Origin of the sequence: Belnapia moabensis DSM 16746, from assembly GCF_000745835.1 — a bacterium.
Classification (GTDB): domain Bacteria; phylum Pseudomonadota; class Alphaproteobacteria; order Acetobacterales; family Acetobacteraceae; genus Belnapia; species Belnapia moabensis.
Genome location: NZ_JQKB01000016.1, coordinates 36,970 through 52,800, shown reverse-complemented (window position 1 = coordinate 52,800; position 15,831 = coordinate 36,970). Strand labels below are relative to the sequence as shown.

The 15,831-nt window shown below is 71.1% G+C and carries 17 protein-coding genes and 1 tRNA gene; 7 read left to right on the top strand and 11 right to left on the bottom strand.

Annotation, left to right across the window (positions count from 1 at the left end):
* Positions 1-10: 10 nt before the first annotated feature.
* Positions 11-1,027, top strand: coding sequence for a GTPase ObgE (obgE, locus tag EP26_RS12695; RefSeq protein ID WP_043338949.1), 1,017 nt, complete (start codon positions 11-13; stop codon positions 1,025-1,027).
* Here obgE and EP26_RS12690 read toward each other — a convergent pair.
* Positions 1,024-2,235 (bottom strand): MFS transporter, encoded by a 1,212-nt coding sequence (locus EP26_RS12690; protein ID WP_043338947.1) that lies wholly within the window; start codon positions 2,233-2,235, stop codon positions 1,024-1,026. The genes obgE and EP26_RS12690 overlap by 4 nt on opposite strands.
* Before the next feature lie 106 nt (positions 2,236-2,341).
* Here EP26_RS12690 and EP26_RS34805 point away from each other — a divergent pair, with 106 nt between their 5' ends.
* Positions 2,342-2,494, top strand: a complete 153-nt coding sequence (locus EP26_RS34805; protein WP_157033519.1) for a hypothetical protein — start codon at positions 2,342-2,344, stop codon at positions 2,492-2,494.
* 452 nt (positions 2,495-2,946) lie between these two features.
* On the opposite strand, the gene EP26_RS12685 is transcribed toward EP26_RS34805, so the two are convergent.
* From EP26_RS12685 to EP26_RS12670, 4 genes are read right to left on the bottom strand one after another with little or no spacing between them, the layout of a single operon-like run.
* The gene (locus tag EP26_RS12685) at positions 2,947-3,906 is read right to left on the bottom strand and encodes a tripartite tricarboxylate transporter substrate-binding protein (protein ID WP_043338946.1); all 960 of its coding nucleotides are present in this window, start codon (positions 3,904-3,906) and stop codon (positions 2,947-2,949) included.
* Positions 3,907-3,965: 59 nt separating this feature from the next.
* Positions 3,966-5,000, bottom strand: coding sequence for a TauD/TfdA family dioxygenase (locus tag EP26_RS12680; protein WP_052389122.1), 1,035 nt, complete (start codon positions 4,998-5,000; stop codon positions 3,966-3,968).
* 53 nt (positions 5,001-5,053) lie between these two features.
* Positions 5,054-5,557 (bottom strand): YdcF family protein, encoded by a 504-nt coding sequence (locus EP26_RS12675; protein ID WP_043338945.1) that lies wholly within the window; start codon positions 5,555-5,557, stop codon positions 5,054-5,056.
* Positions 5,554-6,798, bottom strand: a complete 1,245-nt coding sequence (locus EP26_RS12670; protein WP_043338944.1) for a methyltransferase — start codon at positions 6,796-6,798, stop codon at positions 5,554-5,556. Before EP26_RS12670 ends, EP26_RS12675 begins: the two co-directional genes overlap by 4 nt.
* A 182-nt stretch (positions 6,799-6,980) precedes the next feature.
* On the opposite strand from EP26_RS12670, the gene EP26_RS12665 reads away from it, so the two are divergent.
* Together EP26_RS12665 and rlmN are read left to right on the top strand one after the other, a co-directional pair.
* The gene (locus tag EP26_RS12665; RefSeq protein ID WP_043338943.1) at positions 6,981-7,463 is read left to right on the top strand and encodes an invasion associated locus B family protein; all 483 of its coding nucleotides are present in this window, start codon (positions 6,981-6,983) and stop codon (positions 7,461-7,463) included.
* A complete protein-coding gene (gene rlmN, locus EP26_RS12660) occupies positions 7,460-8,623 on the top strand; it encodes a 23S rRNA (adenine(2503)-C(2))-methyltransferase RlmN (RefSeq protein WP_052389121.1) in 1,164 nt (387 codons plus the stop codon). Before EP26_RS12665 ends, rlmN begins: the two co-directional genes overlap by 4 nt.
* On the opposite strand, the gene EP26_RS12655 is transcribed toward rlmN, so the two are convergent.
* From EP26_RS12655 to EP26_RS12645, 3 genes are read right to left on the bottom strand one after another with little or no spacing between them, the layout of a single operon-like run.
* A complete protein-coding gene (locus EP26_RS12655; RefSeq protein WP_043338941.1) occupies positions 8,620-9,057 on the bottom strand; it encodes a GNAT family N-acetyltransferase in 438 nt (145 codons plus the stop codon). The two genes, rlmN and EP26_RS12655, sit on opposite strands and share 4 nt — an antisense overlap.
* Positions 9,054-10,025, bottom strand: a complete 972-nt coding sequence (locus tag EP26_RS12650) for a Bug family tripartite tricarboxylate transporter substrate binding protein (protein WP_043338939.1) — start codon at positions 10,023-10,025, stop codon at positions 9,054-9,056. The genes EP26_RS12655 and EP26_RS12650 overlap by 4 nt, the downstream gene beginning before the upstream one ends.
* On the bottom strand, positions 10,022-10,486 hold the full coding sequence (locus EP26_RS12645; RefSeq protein ID WP_043338938.1) for a MaoC family dehydratase: 465 nt from the start codon (positions 10,484-10,486) through the stop codon (positions 10,022-10,024). The genes EP26_RS12650 and EP26_RS12645 overlap by 4 nt, the downstream gene beginning before the upstream one ends.
* Positions 10,487-10,585: 99 nt before the next feature.
* Here EP26_RS12645 and EP26_RS12640 point away from each other — a divergent pair, with 99 nt between their 5' ends.
* From EP26_RS12640 to EP26_RS12630, 3 genes are all read left to right on the top strand, one after another.
* Entirely contained in the window at positions 10,586-11,746 is a 1,161-nt protein-coding gene (locus EP26_RS12640) for an MFS transporter (protein WP_052389120.1), read from the top strand.
* A gap of 12 nt (positions 11,747-11,758) precedes the next feature.
* A complete protein-coding gene (locus EP26_RS12635; protein ID WP_043338937.1) occupies positions 11,759-12,205 on the top strand; it encodes a MaoC family dehydratase in 447 nt (148 codons plus the stop codon).
* 70 nt (positions 12,206-12,275) lie between these two features.
* The gene (locus EP26_RS12630; RefSeq protein ID WP_043338936.1) at positions 12,276-13,301 is read left to right on the top strand and encodes an alpha/beta hydrolase; all 1,026 of its coding nucleotides are present in this window, start codon (positions 12,276-12,278) and stop codon (positions 13,299-13,301) included.
* Positions 13,302-13,949: 648 nt separating this feature from the next.
* Here EP26_RS12630 and EP26_RS12625 read toward each other — a convergent pair.
* From EP26_RS12625 to radC, 3 genes are all read right to left on the bottom strand, one after another.
* Positions 13,950-14,035 (bottom strand) — tRNA-Leu (locus EP26_RS12625).
* A gap of 39 nt (positions 14,036-14,074) precedes the next feature.
* On the bottom strand, positions 14,075-14,959 hold the full coding sequence (locus EP26_RS12620) for a S1C family serine protease (protein ID WP_052389119.1): 885 nt from the start codon (positions 14,957-14,959) through the stop codon (positions 14,075-14,077).
* A 58-nt stretch (positions 14,960-15,017) separates the two neighbouring features.
* Complete coding sequence (radC, locus tag EP26_RS12615; RefSeq protein WP_043338935.1) at positions 15,018-15,740, bottom strand: RadC family protein; 723 nt, start codon at positions 15,738-15,740, stop codon at positions 15,018-15,020.
* Positions 15,741-15,831: the final 91 nt, after the last annotated feature.

The window sequence follows — 15,831 nt, the reverse complement described above, 5'->3', positions numbered from 1 at the left end:
CCAATCCCCCATGAAATTCCTCGACGAAGCCAAGGTCTGGGTGAAGGCCGGTGACGGCGGCGACGGCGTCATCGCCTTCCGCCGCGAGAAGTACATCGAGTTCGGCGGGCCTGACGGCGGCAATGGTGGCCGCGGCGGCGATGTCGTCATCGAGGCGGTCGATGGTCTCAACACGCTGATCGACTACCGCTACGCCCAGCATTTCAAGGCCCGCAAGGGCGGCAACGGCGCCGGCCAGGACCGCTCAGGTGCCGGCAGCGAGGATGTCGTCCTCAAGGTGCCGATCGGCACCCAGATCCTCGCCGAGGACAAGGAGACATTGCTCGCCGACCTCGACACGCCCGGCGCTCGCGTGGTGATCGCCCGCGGCGGCGATGGCGGTCACGGCAACGCCCACTACAAGACCAGCACCAACCGCGCACCCCGCCGTGCCGACAAGGGCTGGCCGGGTGAGGAGAAGTGGCTCTGGCTGCGCCTCAAGCTGATTGCCGATGCCGGGCTGGTCGGCCTGCCGAATGCCGGGAAATCGACCTTCCTTGCCGCCGTCAGCGCCGCCCGACCGAAGATCGCCGACTACCCCTTCACCACGCTGCATCCGCAGCTCGGTGTTGTCCGTCTAAACGCCTCGGAGGAATTCGTCCTCGCCGACATCCCCGGCCTGATCGAAGGCGCGCATGAGGGGGCCGGGCTCGGCGACCGCTTCCTCGGCCATGTCGAGCGCTGCGCCGTGCTGCTGCATCTGGTCGATGGCAGCCAGCCGGACCCGGCCGGCGCCTGGCGCACGGTGCGCGAGGAGCTGGAAGGCTATGGCAACGGCCTCGCCGACAAGCCGGAGCTGGTGGCGCTGAACAAGCTCGACGCCATGACGCCGCAGGCCCGCAGCAGCCGGCTGAAGGCGCTGGAGCGCGCCGTCGGCCGTCCGGTGCTGCTGCTCTCAGGCGCGACGCGCGAGGGCGTGCCCGAGGCACTGCGGGCGCTGGCCGATGTCATCGCCGAGAAGCGGGCGGCGGATAAGGAAAAGGCCTAGCGCCGCCCCACCACCGCCAGCAACCCGCCGAAGATGCCGATCCCCGCCGCCAGCGGCCCGAAGCCGGCGAAGCCGTGCTGGGCGATCATCCAGCTCCCAAGCGCCGCCGCGCCGAGCCATCCGACGCTCGCCGAGGTGACGTTCAGCCCGAGCACAGTCCCTCGCACATCCTCCGGCACCTCAGCCAGCGCCGCCATCAGACTTGGCCGGGCGATGGCGTTGACGAAGACATAGGCGAAGCCGAGCGCCACCGACCCCTCCAGCCCCGGCAGCCAGCCGAACAGCGCGATGGCCAGCGCTGCCGAGCCGAACATCGCCCCGGCGAAGGTCAGCCGCCGGTTGCCGAGCCGGTCCGCCAGCTGCCCGCCAAGCACCGTGCCGAGGATGCTCCCAATGGCGAAGACCGCCAGCGGCACCACCACGCCGGCCAGCGACAGCTCATAGGACGACTGCAGGAAGGTGGCGAAATAGACGGCGATGAGCCCGTAGCAGATCCGCTCCGCCACCCCCATCGTCAGCAGCCGCAGCACCGGCCCGGTGAGCGCCTTGCCCCGCACCGTCCCCGCCTTGCGCAGGCCGCCCCCACCCGGGGCCGGCCGCAGCGTCGTCACCCACAGCGCCAATCCCGCCAGCAGCGCCACCCCGGCCACCACCTGGTTCACCCCGCGCCAGCCGAGCGAGGCGCCGATCCAGGCCGCCATCGGCACGCCGAGCAGCAGCGTCAGCGACTGCCCCGCCATCACCCAGCCGAGCGCCCGCCCGCGCTGCCGGTCAACCACCCGTGCAGATGCCTCGGCCATCAGCACCCCGGTGAAGGCGCCCGCGCAGCCGCCCGCCAATGCACCCCAGACCGCAACCCAGAGGAAGCTTCCCGCCCCCGCCACGCCCATCAGGCAGAGCGCCAGCGCCACCGGCCCGCCGATGAGGAAGGGCCGCCGCCCCCATCGATCCGACCCCGCCCCCGCCAGCACCGAGGCGATGCCCCAGGCGACCGAGGTCACGGCCATGAGGTTGCCGACCAGCGGCAGGCTCGTCGCCAGGTCGCGCGACATCTCGAGCAGGAAGGGCGCCCGGGTAGTGCCGCTGGAGGAGGCGGCGAACATGCCGAAACAGGCCGCGGCCAGCAGCGCCCAGGGCATGGGTGGCTCAACGGGTGGCGGGCCCGCGGTCGCATCGCCGGGCGGCAGGGGCCAGCGATGACGGGCCATGACGGTTCCTCGAAAGCTTATCGTTCTCAGCCAAGCCTATGCGGCCAGCCTGGAAGGGTCCAGCCGCAGAGGATAGGTTGGCGCCTTTCCCCTCCGGACCCCCGCCTTGTCGAATCGCTCACGCCCCGACCTGATCGGCCTGATCGCCTTGCTTCTCATTGTCGGCGTGCTGGTCGGCGGATACTTCCTCTTTCCCCATATCCAGTCCGTCATGGGCTACCAGGATTGCATCGCCTCCGGCCGCATCACCGGCTGCTAGGCCAGGGCAACCCACATGCCGCGCAGCAGCGATATACACCGAAGCTGAGCATGGGCTGCCGGTGATCTTGTTAACGCCCGAGAACGGCATGGCGCCGGCCGAAGCCGGCATCGAAGCCGGGGGATCGGGTTCGGACCATCTCCGAAGCTTGTATCGCGGCCCTGCCCGGCACCGAAATAAATCCGTGCGTCCCATCCAGGGTCCGAACAGCCAGGGTGTCCAAACCGGCAAGCCGTAAGTCTGGAAGATGCAATTCCTGGTTCGAGGCAGCGATGCGCGTCGGAACAGGCGCAGCGGAGATTGGGCAGCGTACCGTGAGCGGTGGGCGGCGGGTTCAGGAGGCCCGCGTTCTGGTCCCGCCGCGGCGCATTCTGCGCGCCGAGGATGCGATGGCGCGGGCTGGGGTAGAGAAGTCGTGGGATGGAGGAGTTTCGTCCGGCGTAAGGGATCGGTCAGTTGGCGGTGGTGATCAGCCCGGCGGCGGCGGCTTCGGCCCAGCGGCGGTTGTCGCGCTCGAGGAAGGCTGCGAAATCGGTGGGGCCGAGCGTCGCCAGATCGGCGCCGAGTTCGGCCAGGCGCTGCCCGATGGCAGGCTTCGCCAGCGCAGCCTGCACGGCGGCGAAGATGCGTGCGGCCAGCGCCGGCGGCAGCGCGGGCGGGCCGTACAGGCCGTACCAGCCGTTGAATTCGTAGCCGGCCATCCCGGCCTCCTGCATCGTCGGCACCTGCGGCAGCAGGGCGGAGCGGCGTGCCGATGTGACGGCGAGCACCTTCACCGCGCCGCTCGCCACATGCTGGAGCACGGCGACGGTGCTGGTCGTGGCGAGCAGGATGTGGCCGGCGACCAGGTCGTTCAACTGCGGTCCGCTGCCGCGATAGGGCACCTCGATCAGCTGAATGCCGGCCTGGCGGGCGAAGGCGTTGCCCGCGTAGCTCGTCGCCGCCTCGGTGGAGCCGAAGGCGATGCTGCCGGGCCGCGCCTTCGCTGCGGCAATGAGGCCGGCGATGTCGCTGTAGGGCTGGCCGCCATGCGCGGCGAGCACCAGCGGGTAGCCGGAGAGCATCGAGATCGGCGCGAAATCCTTCACCGGGTCGAAGGGAATGGCCGGCATGGCGTAACGGTTGATGACATGCGCGCCGGTTGCGATCATCAGCATGTGGCCGTCGGGCGGCGAGCGCTGCACGAACTCCGCGCCGACCACGCCATTGGCGCCGGCGCGGTTCTCGACGACGACGGGGTGGCCGAGCCCGTCACGCATTCCCTCGGCGAGGGCGCGGGCGAAGATGTCGGTGCCGCCGCCCGGCGCATAGGGGACGATGATGGTGACGGGGCGGCTCGGCCAGGCGGGCTGGGCCCGCGCGCTGCCCGCGAGCAACGCGGTGGCGAGGGCGGCGCGGCGCGTGACGGTCATCGGCCTGCTCCTCAGTAAGGGGTGTCGCGCATGCCGAGCGCGGCGGCGGCGCGGGCCTGCTAGGCGGCGAGGCCAGGCGGCAGGTTCTGCCCCTTGAAGCCGCCGCGCACGCTGCCGGGGGCTGTACTCTTGTAGACCTCCTGCATCGCGTCGCAGAGCGGGCGGCCCTCCGGCACGGCAAGCCAGAGCCGGAGCAGGTGACGCTTCCGCTCCGGCTCCTCGAAATCCTCGTAATGGGTGCGGCTGTGGATGAGGACGTGGTTGTTGACGAGCTGCAGGTCGCCCGGCTCCAGCCACATGGAGAAGCAGAAGGCATCGCTGCTCGCCATCTCCTGGATAGCGTCGAGCGCCTCGTGCTGCCGCTCGGTCAGGCGCGGCTCGCCCTCGATCTGTTGCGTCGCGCGGATGTGGTTGCGGATGTAGCGGGCGGCGAAATGGCCATCCTTCAGGCTGTAGACGGGCGCCATGTAGGTCGGCGTCTCGTCGGCGGCCTCCTCCTTCTGTCGGCTATGGGGCAGGAGGCCGTAGAGCGTCTCGACCAGCTCCGGGCGTTCCGCCAGCAGCGCGTCATGGATGGCGACCGAGCTGGCGAGGCGGCTGAGGCCGCCGCTCCTCGCCGTCTTGAGACACAGCAGGGCGACGACATCGCTGCCATCGGTGTGGAAGTCGAGCTCGGCATTGGTGTTGTAGCCACGGCCGCCATGGCCCCGGTAGGTGCCGCCGGCATCGCGCACGTCGGAGATGAGCTGACTCGCCTTGCCTTGTGGCCGGGCGACGCCGAGATGCGTGCCGATCGCCCAGAAGAGCAGCCGCGCCTCCTCCGCGGTGTAGTCGGTGACGGGAATGCCGCGCAGGGTGCGGAAGCCGATGCCCCGCTCCAGCTCCCGCGCCGCCTCGGCCAGCACGGCGCCGAAGGGGCCGAGGGGGAAGTCCTCGCGGGTAATCTCCAGCATCGGCTTACCCAACGCCTGGAGGTGGCGGAAAGCGCTGCGCAGATCCTCGATCTCGGCGGGGGCGAGGCGGCGGAGCCAGGCGCCGGATGCTTCGAGCGCAGCCGGCCGCCAGGCCGCCGCGGTTGCGACAGGCTGGATCATTCTTGGTTCTCCTCCGCACGCGGAGGATGGCAAGGCGGGACGGGGCTGTCGAGCTACCGCCCGCGCAGCCGGTGCCAGAGCGCCAGGGCAGCGTCGTAAGGAATGGCCGGTACCTCGCGCAGGCGCCAGTACCAGCGGCGCCGCCAGCCCTCCGCCCCGGCGGAGCCGCCGATCGGCACCGGGCGCGCCTGCAGGCCCATGACCCGTAGCAGCAGCAGGCAGCGCGGCAGATGGAAGCGGCTGGTCGCGGCATAGACCGGGCCGGCATGGCCGAGGCGGCGCAGCAGGACCTCGCTGGCGAGCGCGGAGGAGAGCGTATCGGTCCCCGTCGGCTCCTCGACGATGCTGCCGGCGGGCACGCCGAAAGATTGCAGCAGTTCCGACATGACATGGCTCTCGGCGGGGCCGAAGCGGCCCTGTGCGCCGGTCGGGATGTAGAGCGGGTCCGCGAGCCGGGCGCCGAAGCGGGCGGCGGCCTCGACGCGGCGGCGAAGCGTCGGGCTGGCGCTGCCATCGGGGCGGACGGCGGCGCCGAAGATGATGATCGCCGCCCTCACGCCGGGGCAGCGATCAGCAGGCGGTTCATCGCCTCCATGCTGCGGCGAAGGCCGGCGAGGTCGCGCCAGACGGCCTCGCGGGAGACGCCGTTCGTCGCCAGTTCGTCGGCGATGGCGCCGAAGCTGCGGCGGCCATCGACCCGTTGCAGGATGGCTCCGGCAAGGCGCGGCAGCGGCAGGTTCACCCGGAGCCCGTCGAAAGTGACAGGTAACGTGCCGTCGCGCGGCAGGCCCTTCGCCAGCGCCGCGCCATCCATCTCGCGGAGGGTGGGGACGGAATCCGGATCCTCCCAGAGGCGCTCCGGCTCCGGCTCCTCGGCGCGGCGGCAATAGAGGATGTGGATGCCCATATTGCCCGTGATGGCCTCGGCCAGCGCCGCGCGCTCGATTGGCGTCATCGCGGCGGTCCTGGCGCGGAGGCGGGGATCGGGCAGATAGGCATCCGGGTCGTAGCGCACCGGCTCCACCCAGCAGGCGATGCGGAGGCCCGCCGCGGCGACGAGGGCGGCGAGGTCGGGAACGGTGTAGGCGCGGTCGCGCGGATTCAGCAGCAGGTCGTAGAGCCCGGCATCGCCGCCCGAGATGTGGTCGGTCAGCCAGGGGTTGCGCTTCAGCCAGGCGGTCTCCGGCACCTGGCGCCAGAGCCGACGGGCGATGTCGATCCGGGCCGGGGGCGCTTCGCTCTCGGGCGCGAGCAGGCGGAGGGCGTCCTGCAGCATGTAGACGCCGGTGCGGCCATGCGGGGCATAGACCATCAGCCCGATGCCGCCGCCCGGCGCCAGCACGGAGACCAGGGCACGGAGTCCGGCCAGCGGGTCCGGCAGGTGGTGCAGCACGCCGCAGCAATCGACGTAGTCGAATGGGCCGAGGCCGCTCTCCCCCAGGTCGAGCAGCGAGCCGTTCTCGAAGCGGATATTGCCGAGCTTGCGCGCGGCGGCGCGGCCCTCCGCGATGCGGCGGGCGGCGGTGCTACGGTCGAGCCAGGTGACCTCGCCGGGCCGGCCGGCCCAGGCCATCTGCTGCGCCAGCATGATCGTTCCGTCGCCTGTACCGCCACCGGCGAAGAGGGCGCGCAGCGGGGTGGAGGCCGGACGCCGGCTGCCGAAGATCCAGTGGTCGATCTCTCGAAGGTGGCTCGGGCTGCCGACGATCAGGCGGCGCGCCTCCTCCCGCGGGTCGCGGGCGGGGTAGGGAAAGGCCTCGTACTGGGCGGCCAGGTGCCGGTCGGGAGCGTCGGTCATGGCCGGGTTGCATAAGGCGGGGCGCGCCGGGGCACCAGCCCGGTTGCTGCGGCGCGACAGCGGGCCTATCTAGCGACCAAGACCGCTTCCCCCGCGGCCCCACCTTCATCCGACCTCCGCCGACCCGGCGCCGCCTCCCCCGCGGCCGTGCTGGTCCGGCTTTGATAGGTGCTTCCAGCGGCATGCGTGCGCTTTCCGGCCTCCTCCTCGCCCTTGCCCTCGCTCCGGCGGCTCATGCGCAACAGGCGCGGCCGCAGAAGCTCGGCGACTACCAGTCCTGGATTGCGGCGACCTACACGGAGGGCGGGCAGAAGGTCTGCTACGCCTTCACCCGCACCACCCGGCAGGGGGTGCTGCTGACGGTGACCCATCGGCCGGGGCGGCGGGATACGGTGACGGTCTCGGCCGGCTACACCTATCCGCGCAATGCCGAGGCGATGGCGGTGATCGGCGGCACGGACCTGCCCTTCTACACCGCCGGCTCCACCGCCGCGGCGCGGGATGGCAGCGCCACGGTCCGGGCGATGCGCAACGGGCGGGAGATGCTGCTGCGCGGTCCGGGGGCGAACGGGCGGGGCACTACCTCCGACACCTTCCCCCTCGCCGGCTTCACCGCTGCCTATGAGGCGATCAGCAAGGAATGTCCGTCGGGAGGCCGTGGATGAGCGATCTTACCAGCGCCGAGCGCGAGCGCATCCTCGCCAAGTCCGCGCTTTTCAACCCGCCCGAGGCCACGCTGCCGGACGGGCGGCGGGAGCTGGTCGGCCTCTCGCGCGAGGAGCTGGTGGCGGAGCTGGCAACGCTCGGCGAGAAGCCGTTCCGGGCGAAGCAGCTCTGGCACTGGATCTACCATCAGGGCGTCACCGACTTCGCCGCCATGACCAGCATTGCCGGACCGATGCGGGCGAAGCTCGCCGAGCGCTTCACCGTCGGCCGGCCCGAGGCGGCGACGGTTCAGACCAGCGCCGACGAGACGCGCAAATGGCTGTTCCGCTGGCGCGACGGGCAGGAGGTGGAGACTGTCTACATCCCCGACCGCCATGCTGACCGCGGCGCCGTCTGCATCAGCACACAGGTGGGATGCACCCTTTCCTGCCGCTTCTGCCACACGGGGACGCAGAAGCTGGTGCGCAACCTCGGCGCCGCCGAGATCGTCGGCCAGTTCATGGCGGCGCGCGACAGCTACGGCGAATGGCCGAGCCCGAAGGACGATCAGCCGCGGCTGCTCTCGACCATCGTCGTCATGGGCATGGGCGAGCCGCTCTACAATTACGAGAACACGGCGAAAGCGCTGCGCATCGTCATGGATGGCGAGGGCATCGGCCTCTCGCGTCGGCGCATCACTCTGAGCACCTCGGGCGTCGTGCCGATGATGGACCGCTGCGGGCAGGAGCTCGGCGTCAACCTCGCCGTCTCGCTGCATGCGGTGACGGACGAGCTGCGCGACGAGATCGTGCCGCTGAACCGCAAGTACCCGATCAAGGAGCTGCTCGATGCCTGCCGGCGCTATCCAGGCGCGAGCAATGCGCGGCGCATCACCTTCGAATACGTCATGCTGCGCGGGGTGAACGACAGCGAGGCCGAGGCGCGGGAGCTGGTGCGGCTGCTCCAGGGCATTCCGGCCAAGATCAACCTGATCCCCTTCAACCCCTGGCCGGGCAGCCCCTACCAGACCAGCACCTACGAGCAGACGGCAAAATTCGCCACCATCCTCAACGATGCCGGCTATTCCAGCCCGATCCGCCGGCCGCGCGGACGGGACATCCTGGCGGCCTGTGGGCAGCTGAAAACGGAGAGCGAGCGGGCCCGGCGCGTCGTCGCCTAGACGGCCTTGCGGAACAGCACCGCGCCGCCGACGCGCGCATAGCCCTGTGCTACGTAGAAGGCGTGCGCCACCTCGCGCTGTGCGCCGGAATGCAGCGAGACGGAGGGTTGGCCCTGCGCCCGCGCCCAGTTCTCGGCGGCGCGCAGCAGCCGTCCTCCGAGGCCGGAGCCGCGCAGCCCCGCCTCCACCACCAGCGCCTGCACCACAACCTCAGGCGGCTTCTCGAGCGCCGGGCGCAGGAAGAGGTGCATCAGGCCGAGCACCGCCCCGTCCCGCACCGCGACCAGCACGGCATGGCCGGGCGCAGCGAGGACGGCAGCAAGACGGCGAGCCGCCTCCTCCGCCGCCATCGGGTAGCCAAGCTGGGCCAGCAGGCTAGGGAGCGCCGGAAGATCAGCCTCCTCCACCGGCCGGATGGTGATGCCGCCGCTCATTCCGCCGTCGCGCCACTATCGGCCACCACCTTGGTCCAGAGGCCGATCTCGGACTGGATGTAGGCGGCATAGTCGGCCGCGCTGCCGCCGGTCGGCTTGGCGCCCTGGGCGGCGAGCCGGGCGCGGACATCCGCATCGGCAAGCGTCACGGCCATCGCCGCATTCAGCCGGGTGATGGCTGCCGGCGGCGTCCGCGCCGGGGCGAGGATGCCCTGCCAGGCGCCGAGATCGAAGCCGGGCGGTGTAAGCCCCGCCTCGCCCATGGTCGGCACCTCGGGCAGCAGCGGCGAGCGCTCGGCGCTGGAGACGGCGATGGCGCGCACCCGCCCCTCCTGGATCACCGGCAGCGCCGTCACCACCGTGTCGGAGGTGAACTGCACGTTGCCCGCCGCCGTGTCGGTCAGCGCCGCGGCGGTGCCGCGATAGGGGACGTGCACCGCCTCGCCGCCGATATGGTTCAGCACCAGGAAGGTGACGAGGTGCGATATGTTGCCGACGCCACCGGAGGAATAGCTCAGCTTCCCTGGATTGGCGCGCAGCCAGGCGACGAACTCGGCAGGCGTACGCGGCGGCGCAGCCGGATTCACCACCAGCGCCAGCGGCGAGGCGGCGGTCAGCGAGACAGGTGCAAAATCCTTCAGCAGGTCGTAGCTGAGGCGCCGGTAGAGCGCCCGGCTGATGACGATGGAGGAGGTGTTGTAGAGCAGCGTGTAGCCATCCGGCTCCGCCTTCGCCACGACCTCGGCGGCGATGTTGCCGTTGGCGCCACCGCGATTCTCGACAACGATCGCCTGGCCCAACTCACGCGCCATGCGCTCAGCAAGGATTCGGGCGACGACATCGGTCGGCCCCCCGGGCGGGAAGGCGACGACGAGCCGCACCGGCCGGTCGGGGAAGCTGCCCTGCGCCATGGCCGGCGCGGCGAGGCTTGTAGCGCCGAGCGCCAGCAGGTGGCGGCGGTGGATCATGTTGCGTCCTCTCCCCGGATCAGTCGCGTCGCATCGTAGTCCATCACCGGCTCGTCGCGTTGGTTCAGCACGCGCACGGCGCTCCGCACCACGGCGCGGCCGCCTCGGCTGGTGGGGCGGATGTCGGTAACCTCGATCTCGGCATGGATCGTGTCGCCGACCCGCACCGGCGCCAGCGGGCGGATATGGGTCTCGAGCAGGGCGAGGCCGGTGCCGTGGGCCATGCCATGCAGCACCAACCCTTCGATCAGCGCATGAGTCAGCGCCCCGGGCACCGGGCGGGGCCCCAGCGCACCGGCATGGGTCGCATCGACGAAGAGCGGCTCCTGCATGCCGGTGAGGGCCACGAAGCCCATCAAGTCATGCTCGGTGACGGTGCGGCCGAAGGTGCGGAAGCGTTGTCCCACCTGCAATTGCTGCCAGGTGAAGCCGCGCCCGAGTAAAGTCGTCCGATCCGTCATGATCCCTCCCGCCTGTCAGGCTCGGCGCCCGTTGCGCCGCTGTCAACGGAAGCGCCGCCGCTTGACGCGCCGCGGCGGCCGAGCCCCTATCGCCCCCACATGCCACCTGCCATCCCGATCGCCCTGCTGGCCCTTGCCGGCTTCACCACCGGCTCCGGCATGCGGATGCTGGACCCGCTGCTGCCCGCCATCGCCCGGGCCTTCGATGTCAGCGTCTCCCATGCCAGCGCGGTGGTGGCGGGATTCGTGCTGCCCTATGGGCTGGTGCAGCTGGTCGCCGGGCCGCTCGGCGACCGATTGGGCAAGGTGCGGATCGCCTGCTTCGCGGTGCTGCTCTTCGGCCTCGGCCTGGTGGCAAGCGGCTTCGCCACGACCCTGCCCGGGCTGATCGCGCTCCGGGCCTGGAGCGGGTTCTTCGCCGGCGCCGTCATTCCGCTGCTGATGGCGCATATCGCCGATGCGGTGCCCTATGCGGAGCGGCAGGTGGCGATCAGCCGCTTCCTTACCGGGATGGTGATGGCGCAGCTCCTCGCCGGCCCGGCCTGCGGCGTTGTGGCGGAGGCGGCGGGGTGGCGCCTGCCCTTCCTGCTGCTGGGCGGGATGGCGCTGGCGGTGGGCGGGCTGCTCGCCTGGCGGTTGGGGCCGGCGCTCTGGCAGCGGCCGGAGGGGAGCGGCGGCGGGCGCGGCATGCGGGCCTATCTGGAGCTGCTCCGCAAACCCTCTGGGCGATGGCTGATCGGCCTTGCCTTCTTCGACGGGTTCCTGCTGTTCGGCGGCGCCTTTCCCTTCACCGGCTCCTTCCTGATCGAGGGCTTCGGCCGCAACGCGGCGGAGGCGGGGCTGATCGTCGCTGGCTTCGGCCTCGGCGCCTTCGCCTATACGCGGATGGCGCGGCCGCTGCTGGCGCGCTTCGGCGAGCGTGGGCTGCTGACGCTGGGCGGTGCAGCGATCGGCCTCTGCCTTGGCATGCTGGCGCTCGCCGGACGGTGGGAGGTGGTGGCGGGGCTGCAGGTGGTGCTGGGCCTCGCCTTCTACATGTTCCACGGCGTCTTGCAGACGCGGGCGACGGAAGCGCTGCCGGAGGCGCGCGGCACGGCGGTCGGGGCCTTCGCGCTCGCCCTGTTTCTCGGGCAGAGCGTCGGCTCGCTCGCCTTCGGCCTGGGGCTGGCGGTGATCGGCTACCGTGCCGCCTTCGCTGTCGCCGGATGCGGGGTGCTGGCGCTGGCGCTCGCGGCGAGGGCAAACTCCGCCCGCAGCTGAAGGAGCGAGGCGATGGCGGAGCTTTACCTCGAGGATTTCACGCCGGGGCAGATCTTCCGCTCCGGCCGGCTCGTGGTGACGGCGGAGGCGATCATCGCCTATGCGCGCGAGTACGACCCGCAGCCCTTCCATCTCGATGACGCGGCGGCGCAAGGCACGCTGTTCGGTGGGTTGGCGGCCAGTGGCTGGCACACCGCCTCACTCACCATGAAGCTGCTGGTCGGCAGCGAATTCCGCCCGGTGGGCGGCATCATCGGCGGCGGGATGGAGGAACTCGCCTGGCCGCGGCCGGTCCGGCCGGGTGATGAGCTGCGGCTGGAGATCGAGGTGCTGGAAGTACGGCCGAGCCAGTCGAAGCCGCGTCAGGGGATGCTCCGGACACGCTGCACCACACTCAACCAGCGGGATGAGCCGGTGCAGGTAATCGTGCCGCGGCTGGTGGTGCCGCGCCGGGGCTGACCAACACCAAATATGTTGATTTGGCGGCAGCGCTCATGGTTTCATCACAATCATGGGATATCACATATTTTTGTGGCTAGCCCTGACGCTGGCCCTTGCCTCCCCTGCCGCCGCCGAACCCGCCTCCGTCCTGGATGTCGGCGCGGTGCCGCATCTCGGCACCGAAGGCCATGCCGATTATGTCCGGTTCCTGCAGCAATCGACGCCGCGCGCCTTCGCCCTCAGCCCGAGCGGCGCCTGGGGCTGGGCAGCAGCGCAGCTGGACCTCGCTACCACCGAGGCGCGGGCCATCGCTCTCTGCGCGCAGTGGGTCGGCGAGGGTAAGCGGGACGAGGGCTGCCGGATCTATGCGCGGGACCTCGCCGTGGTATGGCCGGGGCAGGAAGGGGCAGCCCCGGCAGCGCCGGCCCGGCCGATGCAGGGCGGGCCGGGCTGGGCGCTGGTGCCGGATGGGCGCTTCCTCTGGCAGGGAGCAAGGGCGGCGCGCGGCGCCTATGTCTGGGCGCATGGCCGCGCCGCCGGCGGACAGGACAGCCGCGGCAGCCAGCCGCAGCCGCATGTCCGCGTCTTCAACAATGCCGGCTGGGATGTGCTGCGCTTCGACCGCGACCCGATGCTTGACGAGACCGAGATCGCCGCCGGCTGGCTGCGCGGCGCCCTGCGGGCGCTGCGGGCACAGGGCTACCAGCGCATCGTCGTCGGTGGGCAGTCGCGCGGCGCCTGGAACGCCTTGCAGGCGCTGGACGAGCCGGGGCTGGTCGATGGCGTGGTGGCCATCGCCCCGGCGGCGCATGGGCCGCGCGGCAGCCCGGCCTGGGGCTGGGCGGTGGCGGAGCTGCGCGAGGTGCTGGAGCGCGCCCGCAACCAGGAAGCCCGCGTCGCTGTCGCCACCTTCGAGGGCGATGAGTACGACCCGGACCCAGCGGCGCGCGCCCGGCTGTTTAGGGCGCTGACGCGGCGGGTGAAGGGGCTGCTCTTCCTCGACCGGCCGGCAGGGCTGGCCGGCCATGGCGGCGGAGCGGAGCCGACCTTCACCGATCGCTACGCGCCCTGCCTGCTTGATTTCATCGAGGGCCGGCCGGGGCAGTGCGGGTAGGGACATCCGCATCCGTAAGGCCCAACGGCATGAGGCATTCCAAGGTCAGCACAGGATGGCAACCTCCGGTCAAGGACAGAGGCCGGACCGAGCGGGCCGGCCCAAGAGGTGCGCATGACGCGGTTCCCTCCGCCCTGCTTGGCCCGGTAGGGGGCCCGGTCGGCGGCTTCGAACAGGACCCCAGCCCGCAGGCAGCACGGCAGAGGCGAGCTACATTGCAACGAAGCCGACGCCGACGGTTGCGATGCCGCATTCAGCACGAAGGCCGAGCCGAGATGCCGTGCCGTCGTCGAACGCTTAAAGATCGGGTTGTTGAGGATGTCCTCCTGGTAGGCGCCCTCGTCCTAGCGCAATCGCTCGGCAACACCGCGCAAGGCCAGGTCGAGCGCGCCGATGATCCGGGCGATGTCCTGGCCGACGGCGCGGTTGAGGTTCAACGCCGCCTCGGTCGCCTGAGCCCAGCGATCGCCCGCATCTCCAGGATGACGGCGAGCGACAGGATGCAGAAGCCAAGCACGATCAACAGACCCCAAAGCGGCGGTTCAACCGCTTCGTACGACCTCTCGGACCGAAGGCATCGACGAACCCCTCTCGCGCCGGCATCTACGCTGGGGAGGTTAGCGCCGACAGGAGAATGCGTCGTGAAGATGGTAGGGGCGGCGGGATTCGAACCCGCACGGGCTCGCGCCCGAGGGATTTTAAGTCCCTTCCGGCTACCGTTTCGGCACGCCCCCGCCTGAGCCGATTCCTAGCACGCGCAAGCGGCCGAGGCATCACCGCATGCAGCGGAGGAAGACGGTCGACGGATGCGCGACTTCGCCGACCTCGGCCGCGCCGCGGAGGGCAGAGCCGCTGGTTGGCGCCAGGCGCGGCTGGATGCCGTTCCGGCGCAGGAAATCCACCGCCTCATTGCCCTTCACCGCGAAATTGACGTTCTGCGGGATATCGCCCGTGCTCTGGGCGATGCGCTGCGCGTTCAGCTTGGAGACGACGACGCCCATGACATTGCCGCCGAGATCGAGCAGCGGCCCGCCGGAATTGCCCGGCTGCACCGGTGCGCTGATCTGGTACTGGCTCTGGTTGTCGCGCAGCCCGGCCAGCGCCGAAACCTCGCCGGTGGTCAGCGTCGGGCCGGAGGAGAGCAGGCCGGCCAGCGGGAAGCCGTAGGTGACGACCCCCTCGCCGCGCCGCACCTCCGGCCCGCTGCGGAAGGCCAGAACCGGGCCCGGGTCACCGCCCTGCACGGTCAGCAGCGCGAGGTCCCGCTGCTCGTCCGTCGCCCCGACGCGCGCGGTGAGTTCCGCCCCGGTCGAGGTGCGCACGCGCATCTCCGAGCATTCCCGCGCCACATGGTGGTTGGTCAGGATGCGCGAGGGCGCGACGACGAAGCCGGTGCCGGAGGAGACCGCGCGCCGCCCGCCCGGCGCCACACCGAAGGGCCCGCTGCCCGGCGGCAAGGGCGGCGGCTTCCCACCAGGCACGGCAGCCACGGCCGGCCCCTGGGGCGGGGCCGCGCCGAGCGGCGGAGGCTTGCCGCTGGGAGCTGCCGGGGCCGGAGCAGGTTCCACCCCGAGCGGCGGCGGCTTCCCCTGGGACCAAGCCGGGCCGAACCCGGTGGCGATCAGGCAGATTGCAGCGGGCAGCACGAGCTTTCGCATGGCGCGAGCCTGCGACCGCCAAACGGTTCGGGTCAACATCACAACAGCTTCGCCTCGCTCACGCCCCAAGCAGGCCCTCCCGCCGGAAGGAGAGCTGCCGCCCGTTGCCGATGATCAGATGGTCATGCAGGAGGATGTCGAAAACCGCAGCCGCGGCTTTCACCTCCGCCGTCATCTCCAGATCGGCGCGCGACGGCGTCGGATCGCCGGAGGGGTGGTTGTGGACCAGGATCAGCGCCGTCGCCTGCAGCTCCAGCGCCCGCCGCACCACCTCGCGCGGATAGAGCGGGCCGTGGTTGACGGTGCCGCGGCCCTGCACCTCATCGGCGATGAGCCGGTTGCGGGCATCGAGGAAGAGCACATGCACCTCCTCCACCCGCGCCCGGGCGAGGCTCGCGGCGAGGTATTCGAGCAGCCGCTCCCAGGAGTTCAGCAGCGGCCGGTCCAGCAACTCCGCCCGCACCAGACGAAGAGCGGCGGCCTGGACGGTCTTCAGCGCGGCGGCCCCGGCCTCCTTCACCCCGTCGACCTGGCAAAGCTCGGCCGCCGGCGCGGCGATGACATTGGCGAAGCTGCCGAAGCGGGCGATCAGCGCGCGGGCGATCGGTTTGGTGTCCTGCCGCGGCAGGGCGAGGAAGAGCACCATCTCCAGCAGCTCGTAATCGGCGAGCGCCTCGGGCCCGGCGGTGAGCAGGCGCTGGCGCATGCGGGCGCGATGGCCGAGATGGCCCGGCGGCGCCTCGGCCCCCGGCATCTCGAGCGGCAGGGCGATCAGCCCCATATCGGCGAAGCCCTTCGCTTTCCCGCCCCTCGACATCGCTGGCCCCACCAGAACGGAGCCAGACTACACGATGCGGCACGCCAACGAAAAG

Excerpts from the sequence above, each read along its gene's own strand:
- obgE (WP_043338949.1), top strand. The coding sequence starts at position 11 with ATGAAATTCCTCGACGAAGCCAAGGTCTGGGTGAAGGCCGGTGACGGC.
- EP26_RS12690 (WP_043338947.1), bottom strand. The coding sequence starts at position 2,235 with ATGGCCCGTCATCGCTGGCCCCTGCCGCCCGGCGATGCGACCGCGGGC.
- EP26_RS12680 (WP_052389122.1), bottom strand. The coding sequence starts at position 5,000 with ATGATCCAGCCTGTCGCAACCGCGGCGGCCTGGCGGCCGGCTGCGCTC.
- EP26_RS12640 (WP_052389120.1), top strand. The coding sequence starts at position 10,586 with ATGCCACCTGCCATCCCGATCGCCCTGCTGGCCCTTGCCGGCTTCACC.
- EP26_RS12645 (WP_043338938.1), bottom strand. The coding sequence starts at position 10,486 with ATGACGGATCGGACGACTTTACTCGGGCGCGGCTTCACCTGGCAGCAA.
- EP26_RS12655 (WP_043338941.1), bottom strand. The coding sequence starts at position 9,057 with ATGAGCGGCGGCATCACCATCCGGCCGGTGGAGGAGGCTGATCTTCCG.
- radC (WP_043338935.1), bottom strand. The coding sequence starts at position 15,740 with ATGGGGCTGATCGCCCTGCCGCTCGAGATGCCGGGGGCCGAGGCGCCG.
- EP26_RS12685 (WP_043338946.1), bottom strand. The coding sequence starts at position 3,906 with ATGACCGTCACGCGCCGCGCCGCCCTCGCCACCGCGTTGCTCGCGGGC.
- EP26_RS12665 (WP_043338943.1), top strand. The coding sequence starts at position 6,981 with ATGCGTGCGCTTTCCGGCCTCCTCCTCGCCCTTGCCCTCGCTCCGGCG.
- rlmN (WP_052389121.1), top strand. The coding sequence starts at position 7,460 with ATGAGCGATCTTACCAGCGCCGAGCGCGAGCGCATCCTCGCCAAGTCC.
- EP26_RS12670 (WP_043338944.1), bottom strand. The coding sequence starts at position 6,798 with ATGACCGACGCTCCCGACCGGCACCTGGCCGCCCAGTACGAGGCCTTT.
- EP26_RS12650 (WP_043338939.1), bottom strand. The coding sequence starts at position 10,025 with ATGATCCACCGCCGCCACCTGCTGGCGCTCGGCGCTACAAGCCTCGCC.
- EP26_RS12635 (WP_043338937.1), top strand. The coding sequence starts at position 11,759 with ATGGCGGAGCTTTACCTCGAGGATTTCACGCCGGGGCAGATCTTCCGC.
- EP26_RS12620 (WP_052389119.1), bottom strand. The coding sequence starts at position 14,959 with ATGCGAAAGCTCGTGCTGCCCGCTGCAATCTGCCTGATCGCCACCGGG.